This window comes from Neobacillus sp. NPDC093182, from assembly GCF_044754045.1.
This window is the reverse complement of record NZ_JBIVOI010000024.1, coordinates 62,770-69,903: the sequence shown is the minus strand read 5'-3', so window position 1 is coordinate 69,903 and position 7,134 is coordinate 62,770. Positions and strand designations below refer to the sequence as shown.

General features: G+C 38.2%; 6 protein-coding genes and 1 rRNA gene. 6 read left to right on the top strand and 1 reads right to left on the bottom strand.

Going from position 1 to position 7,134, the window contains the following annotated elements:
* Positions 1-92: ribosomal RNA gene (gene rrf, locus ACIQAA_RS29825) — 5S ribosomal RNA — on the top strand; the annotation flags it as partial.
* 313 nt (positions 93-405) lie between these two features.
* Positions 406-1,302: a fumarylacetoacetate hydrolase family protein gene (locus tag ACIQAA_RS29820; RefSeq protein ID WP_402626858.1), complete on the top strand. Its 897-nt coding sequence runs from the start codon at positions 406-408 to the stop codon at positions 1,300-1,302.
* A gap of 56 nt (positions 1,303-1,358) precedes the next feature.
* Here ACIQAA_RS29820 and ACIQAA_RS29815 read toward each other — a convergent pair whose 3' ends face one another.
* The gene (locus ACIQAA_RS29815; protein ID WP_402626855.1) at positions 1,359-2,579 is read right to left on the bottom strand and encodes a hypothetical protein; all 1,221 of its coding nucleotides are present in this window, start codon (positions 2,577-2,579) and stop codon (positions 1,359-1,361) included.
* Between the two features lie 60 nt (positions 2,580-2,639).
* Here ACIQAA_RS29815 and ACIQAA_RS29810 point away from each other — a divergent pair, with 60 nt between their 5' ends.
* The 4 genes from ACIQAA_RS29810 (at position 2,640) to ACIQAA_RS29795 (ending at position 7,090) form a co-directional block, all read left to right on the top strand.
* A complete protein-coding gene (locus ACIQAA_RS29810; protein ID WP_402626853.1) occupies positions 2,640-3,341 on the top strand; it encodes a response regulator in 702 nt (233 codons plus the stop codon).
* Complete coding sequence (locus tag ACIQAA_RS29805) at positions 3,338-4,309, top strand: sensor histidine kinase (protein ID WP_402626850.1); 972 nt, start codon at positions 3,338-3,340, stop codon at positions 4,307-4,309. Before ACIQAA_RS29810 ends, ACIQAA_RS29805 begins: the two co-directional genes overlap by 4 nt.
* A 107-nt stretch (positions 4,310-4,416) precedes the next feature.
* The gene (locus tag ACIQAA_RS29800; protein ID WP_402626847.1) at positions 4,417-5,187 is read left to right on the top strand and encodes an ABC transporter ATP-binding protein; all 771 of its coding nucleotides are present in this window, start codon (positions 4,417-4,419) and stop codon (positions 5,185-5,187) included.
* A complete protein-coding gene (locus ACIQAA_RS29795; RefSeq protein WP_402626845.1) occupies positions 5,162-7,090 on the top strand; it encodes an ABC transporter permease in 1,929 nt (642 codons plus the stop codon). Before ACIQAA_RS29800 ends, ACIQAA_RS29795 begins: the two co-directional genes overlap by 26 nt.
* The last annotated feature ends 44 nt before the right edge of the window (positions 7,091-7,134 follow it).

Sequence of the window (7,134 nt, the reverse complement as noted above, 5' to 3'; positions counted from 1 at the left end):
ACACCCGTTCCCATACCGAACACGGAAGTTAAGCTTCTCAGCGCCGATGGTAGTTGGGACTTTGTCCCTGTGAGAGTAGGACGTTGCCAGGCAAACGAAGCACAACCTGATAAGGGTTGTGTTTTTTTGTATGTTCTGAAAGGAAGAAGTTGTTGAATCGTGCCCGTGAGGTGGCACTTTTGAAGAAAGAGGGAACGATAGTCAGAGAATCGTGCCTGCGAGGTGGTACTTTTAGAGAAAACGGTAACGGATAACACTTAAACGGAATCAATCCCTGCTTTATGATAAAGTAACTGCTAATTCCAAAATAACACTTTAATTAATTAAAGGAGAAAGAAGGATAAAAAGGATGTAATAGAGAAATCAGATGTTTAGGAAGCTGAAATCTAGGAGGATAATGATTCAATGAAACTAGTAACCATTAAAAAAGAAGGCAAGCATGTGTTAGGTGTGAAAATAGAGAACGGCATAATTGACTTAGAAGAAGCATTAAAAGTAAGTCCTAACAATCAAATACATACAAATATCATGGAGGTAATCGCGGGTGGGCCTGAAGCCATTTCTACACTCGAGGACTACATTACAAATCTGCCAGCTGAAAATAAAACAAATTATATTATAAATGAAGATGAAGTTGAGTGGGGGCCATGTGTCACACAACCGAACAAGATTATATGTGTAGGTTTAAATTATCGTAAACATGCCGATGAAACAAAGTCGCCATATCCAAAAGAACCTGTATTATTTAGTAAATATAATAATACATTAACAGGGCATAAATGTGAGATAGCTGTGCCAAAGGTGACCCAAAGGCTGGATTACGAAGTTGAGTTAGGGGTGGTAATTGGGAAGGAAGCAAAGTATGTAAGTAAGGAAAATGCTTTAGATTATGTAATTGGCTATTGTACAGCAAATGATTTATCAGCACGTGACCTGCAGAAAAGATCAAACCAATGGTTACTGGGAAAAACATGTGATGACTTCAGTCCTATAGGTCCATATCTTGTAACTGCTGATGAAGTACGTGATCCTAACAATTTGCAATTAAAAACGTATGTGAATGGAGAAATGCGTCAGGATTCCAATACATCTGATATGATTTTTTATGTAGATGAAATTGTCAGCTATATTTCGCAGCACATGACTCTTACTCCTGGCGATGTCATTTTAACTGGAACTCCAGAGGGTGTTATCATAGGCTACCCATTGGAAAAACGAGTTTACTTGAAACCGGGTGATGTGGTAACTGTCGAAGTTGAAAAATTAGGTGCACTAACCAATAAATTAATTGAAGAAAAATAATTTTTGGGGAAAGAGCCAGGCACTAAAGCCAGCCTGGCTCTCCAATGATCTTCAAATTACCTCCCCGTATATAAGCTAAACACCTCATCCCAACTCCATTTTTCATAATAGGAACTCCCGAGATTGATATTTTTTACCCAAACCACCTCTCCAGATTTATACGTTGGAGAAATCATAACATCTGCATTCTTTCGGTCAGTTCTAATCCAGATCAAATTATTTTTAACGATTTCTGGTCTGAAATCTCCATCTTTCTCAGAAGGAACCGTGATTTGGGTTTGGTTATTATCTGTTAGGCTAATCTTATATAGGCTTGGCAATACTCCTTCGCTAAAGTCCCCAGAACCATTTTCCTTCGAACGAGACACGATTACACTTCGATTATTTTGCCACGTCAAATCACGATCAACATAACCCCTTGGGGTATGGTTAACGTTTTTCATTGATGGTACTGTTAAGACTTTCAGCTTCTTGTTTATCGTCGCTTCTCGCCCAACACCACTTACATATCCTAACAACGCATGAAATGGTGCCCATTGGAACCATATGGGCTCATTTAACATTTCATCTATCTTTTTAAATGTTTTCCCGTTAGCCGATAAGACACATAGCGTATTTCCATCAGCCGATAAGGAAGCTGTGGGGATTAACAAAAAACTAATCCACTTCTTATCATTTGACCACTTAAACTCACTAGTAGATGCATATATTTCATTTTCGCCTATCTTAATGGTATAAAAATCGTTAACAGCAGGCATTTCTTTTTTTCTTAAGATAACTTTTGATAAAATAATATCTGAATGAAGTTCAGGACTTTTTTTAGTGGAGATAAGTAAACCTTTGCCGGATGGCTGCCAAGAGAAATTTTCTATGTTTTTTGCTATAGGCGTAATTAGCCCCAATTGCCTGGTATGTAAAATAAAAAGATTTTTTGCAGCCTGCAAACCAATTGAATTTTCATTCGGAGCCCATTGGAAGTTGACGCCAACATTTTCTTTAACCTTAAAATGTCTGTTTCTCTTTAGATTGTAGACCCAGAGATCCATAATATCCCCTTCCTTGGCTCCCTTTAAATAAGCGACCCAGCTGCCATCGAAAGACCATTTTGGATAACGTACATAACCCGTATCTTCAATTTTTATTTCCTTCTCTTTTATTTTTATCCATAAATGATCGTCTCTTACAAAAGCGGCTTTCAAATTTTCCTTAGGATCTGCTGAGGCAGCAACAGGAAGGAAAGAAAATATTAGAAAAGCCAGTATAAGTACCTTTTTCATCATTAAAGTCACCCGCCAATTATCTTTAAATCTTATATTTCCCAATAAAAGGAGAAAAGTATGTTTAAAATTTTTATCGTAGAAGATGATAAACAGCTTGTATCACTGCTTAATGAACATTTACATAAGTTTGGATTTGATACACAGCCAGTTGATCAGTTTGATTCCGTTTTGGAACAATTTGAAAGGTACTCCCCGCACCTTGTCTTACTTGATGTAAATTTGCCTAAATACGATGGCTATTATTGGTGCCGCCAGATTCGCAAAGTATCCACCTGCCCAATTATTTTTATTTCAGCCCGGGAAGGAAAGATGGATCAAGTAATGGCGTTAGAAAATGGAGCAGATGACTATATCACAAAGCCATTTGACTACGATATTGCTGTTGCTAAAATCAATAGTCAGCTTCGTCGTGCATATGGGGAGTTTGCTCGTGCTCAAGGTGATCGATTAATCGATATAGAAGGGCTAAAACTAGATGTAGAAAGATTAACTTTGACCTATCAAAACCAGAAGGTAGAAATTAGTCATACAGAGGCTAGAATATTAGAGGAATTAATGAGAAGGTCCGAGAGAGTCGTCAGCCGTGACCGCTTGCTCGAAAAAATTTGGGACGATCAAGTTTTTGTTGATGACAATACGTTAAATGTATACATTACGCGTGTACGAAAGAAGCTGCTGATATTAAAGATTGAGGACGCTTTGCAAACGATTCGTGGACAAGGATATCGACTTTCACCCAATTGGGGGAGTGCGTCTTGAAGCTTTTCTTAAGGGAACAAATTCCTCTCATTATTGTCTACATAGCTCAATTAGTTCTAATCTTATTTATTTTTTGGCTGGACGGGTACCAAAATTATTCGATTTGTCTGTATGCAGCAATCCTTAGCAGCTGTTTGTTAATAGGGTACCTAATTTATCGGTATCTGACCCATCGAAACTTTTACTTGCGTTTAGAAGAACCACATACTCCGTTGGATGAATTTATTGAGGCAGGGTCTGGGGCCCCATTAGCCGTTAGTCTAAATGGGTTATTAAAAAGTCAATACCGTCAGTATCAGAATGAATTACATCATTATCAGCATAAGCTGAAGGCTCATGTTCAGTTTATTAATCAATGGGTTCACCAAATGAAGACACCCTTGTCTGTTATACATTTGATGATTCAGGATGAGGATGAGCCCCGGTTTACAGCGATTGGGGATGAGCTGGACCGGATGAAAAAAGGATTAGATATGGTGTTATATACAGCCCGCTTGGATGAATTTGAACATGACTTTTACGTAGAAATGCTCCCATTAGAAAAGGTGGTACGTTCGGTTACTTCCAATCAAAAACGATTATTTATCCGAAATCGTGTTTTTCCTTCCATTCACATAGAGGGAGGCTTGAATATAGCTTCTGATGAAAAATGGCTGTCATTTGTCTTAACCCAGATTGTAACGAATGCAGTACGGTATACACAGGATCATAATCGAAAACTATTTCTAAACGGCTTTAAACGTGGTGCGAACGTTGTGTTAGAAGTACAGGATCAAGGTGTGGGAATCCCCGAAAGCGATCTGTCTAGAGTGTTTGATCCTTATTTTACAGGTGAAAATGGCCGGAAATTTCAAGAGTCAACCGGAATGGGTCTTTATTTGGTGAAGCAAATATGCGATAAATTAGGACATCGGGTCGAGATTGAATCAACGATTAATAAAGGGACTGCCGTCCGTATCATTTTTTAATAATCAACCTTACAATCTTGTAAGCTAACTGTAAGTTTATGAAATAGCTGCCAAGGTCCTTTACTAGCTAAAATAGAGACATAAATAAAGAGCGAGGAGTGAAGGTCTTGTCAATCTTAACTGTAAAACAATTAGCAAAGATATATGAGGGAAAATTGGCACATAAAGCCTTAGAAAATATAAATTTTTCAGTTGAAAAGGGTGAATTTGTTGGAATAATGGGTCCGTCAGGAAGCGGGAAGACGACTCTGTTAAATTTAATTTCAACGATCGATCAACCTAGTTCTGGTGAGGTCTTAATCAACGGGAAAAATCCCCATCAATTAAATCGTAAGGAAACAGCGTTGTTCCGCAGACATGAACTCGGCTTTGTTTTTCAACATTTTAATTTATTGGATACGTTAACGGTAGAAGAGAACATTGTCCTGCCACTTACTCTTGATGGAATAAAGGTTAGTGAAATGGATAAAAAGCTTCAACAGGTTGCGCAAAAACTAGGGATTGATTCCATCTTAAAAAAGCGTACGTACGAAATTTCCGGCGGGCAGATGCAAAGAACTGCGATTGCTCGGGCGATTATTCATCACCCTTCGCTTATTTTAGCGGATGAACCAACAGGTAACCTTGATTCAAAGTCTGCTAAAGATGTCATGGAAACTATCTCTGCGATTAACAAAGAAGATGGTGCCACTGCTTTAATGGTGACACATGATGCCGTTGCAGCGAGCTACTGTCACCGTGTTATTTTTATAAAAGACGGACAGCTTTATAACGAGATTTATCGAGGAGATAATCGCCAGGCATTTTTCCAAAAAATCATCGATATGCTGGCGTTGCTAGGAGGGAACAGTCATGACCTTTCGACAGTTCGCCTTTAGAAATGTTGTCCGAAATAAAAGGACGTATGCCGCCTATTTCTTAAGCAGTGCTTTCTCAGTCATGATTTTCTTTGTTTATGCACTATTTATCTTTAACCCGGATATTAAAAAAGGTGTAACAGCCGCTGTAGCGATTGAATTAATGACAGCTGCTGAAGTGATTATGTATGTTTTCTCCTTCTTGTTTGTCCTTTATTCTGTCAGTACCTTTTTAAAATCAAGAAAGCGGGAATTTGGGATATTAATGATGCATGGCATGACGAGAAGCCAGATGAACACAATGGTTTTCTTAGAAAATATGCTGATTGGCATTGCCGCCATTATTACGGGGATAGGTACTGGGATCATCACAGGTAAATTGTTTTTGATGATTGGCTCGAGAATGATTGGGATTGAGTCACTCCCATTCTATTTATCAGGAAAAGCACTAGGATGGACGGTCGGAGCCTTTTTGGTATTATTTTTAAGTATTTCTATTTTTACTACATTCTTGGTTAGGGTTAATAAGTTAATTGATTTATTTCAGGCAGGAGAAAAGCCTAAAAAGGAGCCAAAGGTTTCTAAGAAGCTTTCCATATTGTCTGCGGTCCTATTAATCACCAGTTATTATTTGGCAGCAACAACCACGCTTCAAACGATGTTAATTCGAATTCTGCCTGTTATTACGATGACCATTATCGGAACCTATTTCTTTTATACCCAGCTATCGGTGTTCCTTACTAAATTGCTCCAGAAGAACCGATCTTTATTTTGGAAAAAAACAAATATGATTACCTTCTCAAGTCTAGCCTATCGCTTAAAAGATAATGCCAGGATGTTTTTCATGGTCACGATTGTTTCCACGGTTGCTTTTTGTGCAGTAGGAACACTTGCGTCCATGAATGTGATGAATAAGGAATTTCAGGATAATTACCCCGCAGCAGTAAGTTATATTGCGAAGGGTGAACATCCTATCCACGAGAAAAACATTGAACAAATCGAACAGGAGTTAAAAGAAAAAAAGGTAGACTATGCTGCACTAAAAATTCCTATCAAATTTGTTGAAATAGCAGATTCGTCTGACGAATATGCACATGCAAAAATGCCTGTCATTGCATTTTCTGACTATAAGAAGTCGTCAGAAATGGCCGGTTATTCATTTACCGAAGCGGAGCTGACTGGGACGCAAGTCTTGGCTATCCTAACATCGTCAATCGAGACCTTTGATTCGCAGACCTATACGTTAAAACAAGAGAATATTAAACTCCTGCAAAATAAGGCAACAGAACATGTTGTTCTTCCGTATCAAATTTTATTTAGTGAAGGTCTTGTGATTAGTGATAAATTGTATCAAGAACTTTCCGCGGTAAGCACGGATACCTTTACCGGCTTTTATACAGATGAGTTTGAAAAAACCGCTGGGATTGCTGATAATTTAGTAGAAAATGGGGCTGCTTTTGCTCCAAGAGATGATGGGACTGCTATTATTGATTCAAAAGAATATGCCATGACCGTTAGCGGCACCTTATATCATATTAAAATGAGCATGTATCGGATGATGTTGTTTGTTGCCTTACTGATTGGAGCTGTATTTTTTATTGCAGCGGGAAGTTTCTTGTATTTCCGTCTGTATGCCGATTTAGAATACGACCGCCGTTTGTATTTAACGATTAAAAAAGTTGGTTTGACAGATGGCGAACTGAACAAGATTGTGACCCGCCAGCTTGTCCTGCTTTTCTTTGTACCAATCGTCGTAGCGATGATTCACAGTGTATTTGCTTATATGGCGCTGCAAAGCCTTTTTACACTGTCCATTGCTACAGAGATGATCATTGTTCTAGCAGGATTCTTTATCGCTCAAGTTATTTATTTCTTATTTATCCGTCACCATTATTTACGCAATTTGAAAAAAACATTAATTTAAAGTCTAGGCTGGTCATTCAGCCTAGTTTTTATTTTGCTTAATAT

What these genes read in the sequence shown, in the direction of transcription:
- ACIQAA_RS29820 (WP_402626858.1), top strand. Translation starts at nt 406, where the DNA reads ATGAAACTAGTAACCATTAAAAAAGAAGGCAAGCATGTGTTAGGTGTG.
- ACIQAA_RS29815 (WP_402626855.1), bottom strand. Translation starts at nt 2,579, where the DNA reads ATGAAAAAGGTACTTATACTGGCTTTTCTAATATTTTCTTTCCTTCCT.
- ACIQAA_RS29810 (WP_402626853.1), top strand. Translation starts at nt 2,640, where the DNA reads ATGTTTAAAATTTTTATCGTAGAAGATGATAAACAGCTTGTATCACTG.
- ACIQAA_RS29795 (WP_402626845.1), top strand. Translation starts at nt 5,162, where the DNA reads ATGACCTTTCGACAGTTCGCCTTTAGAAATGTTGTCCGAAATAAAAGG.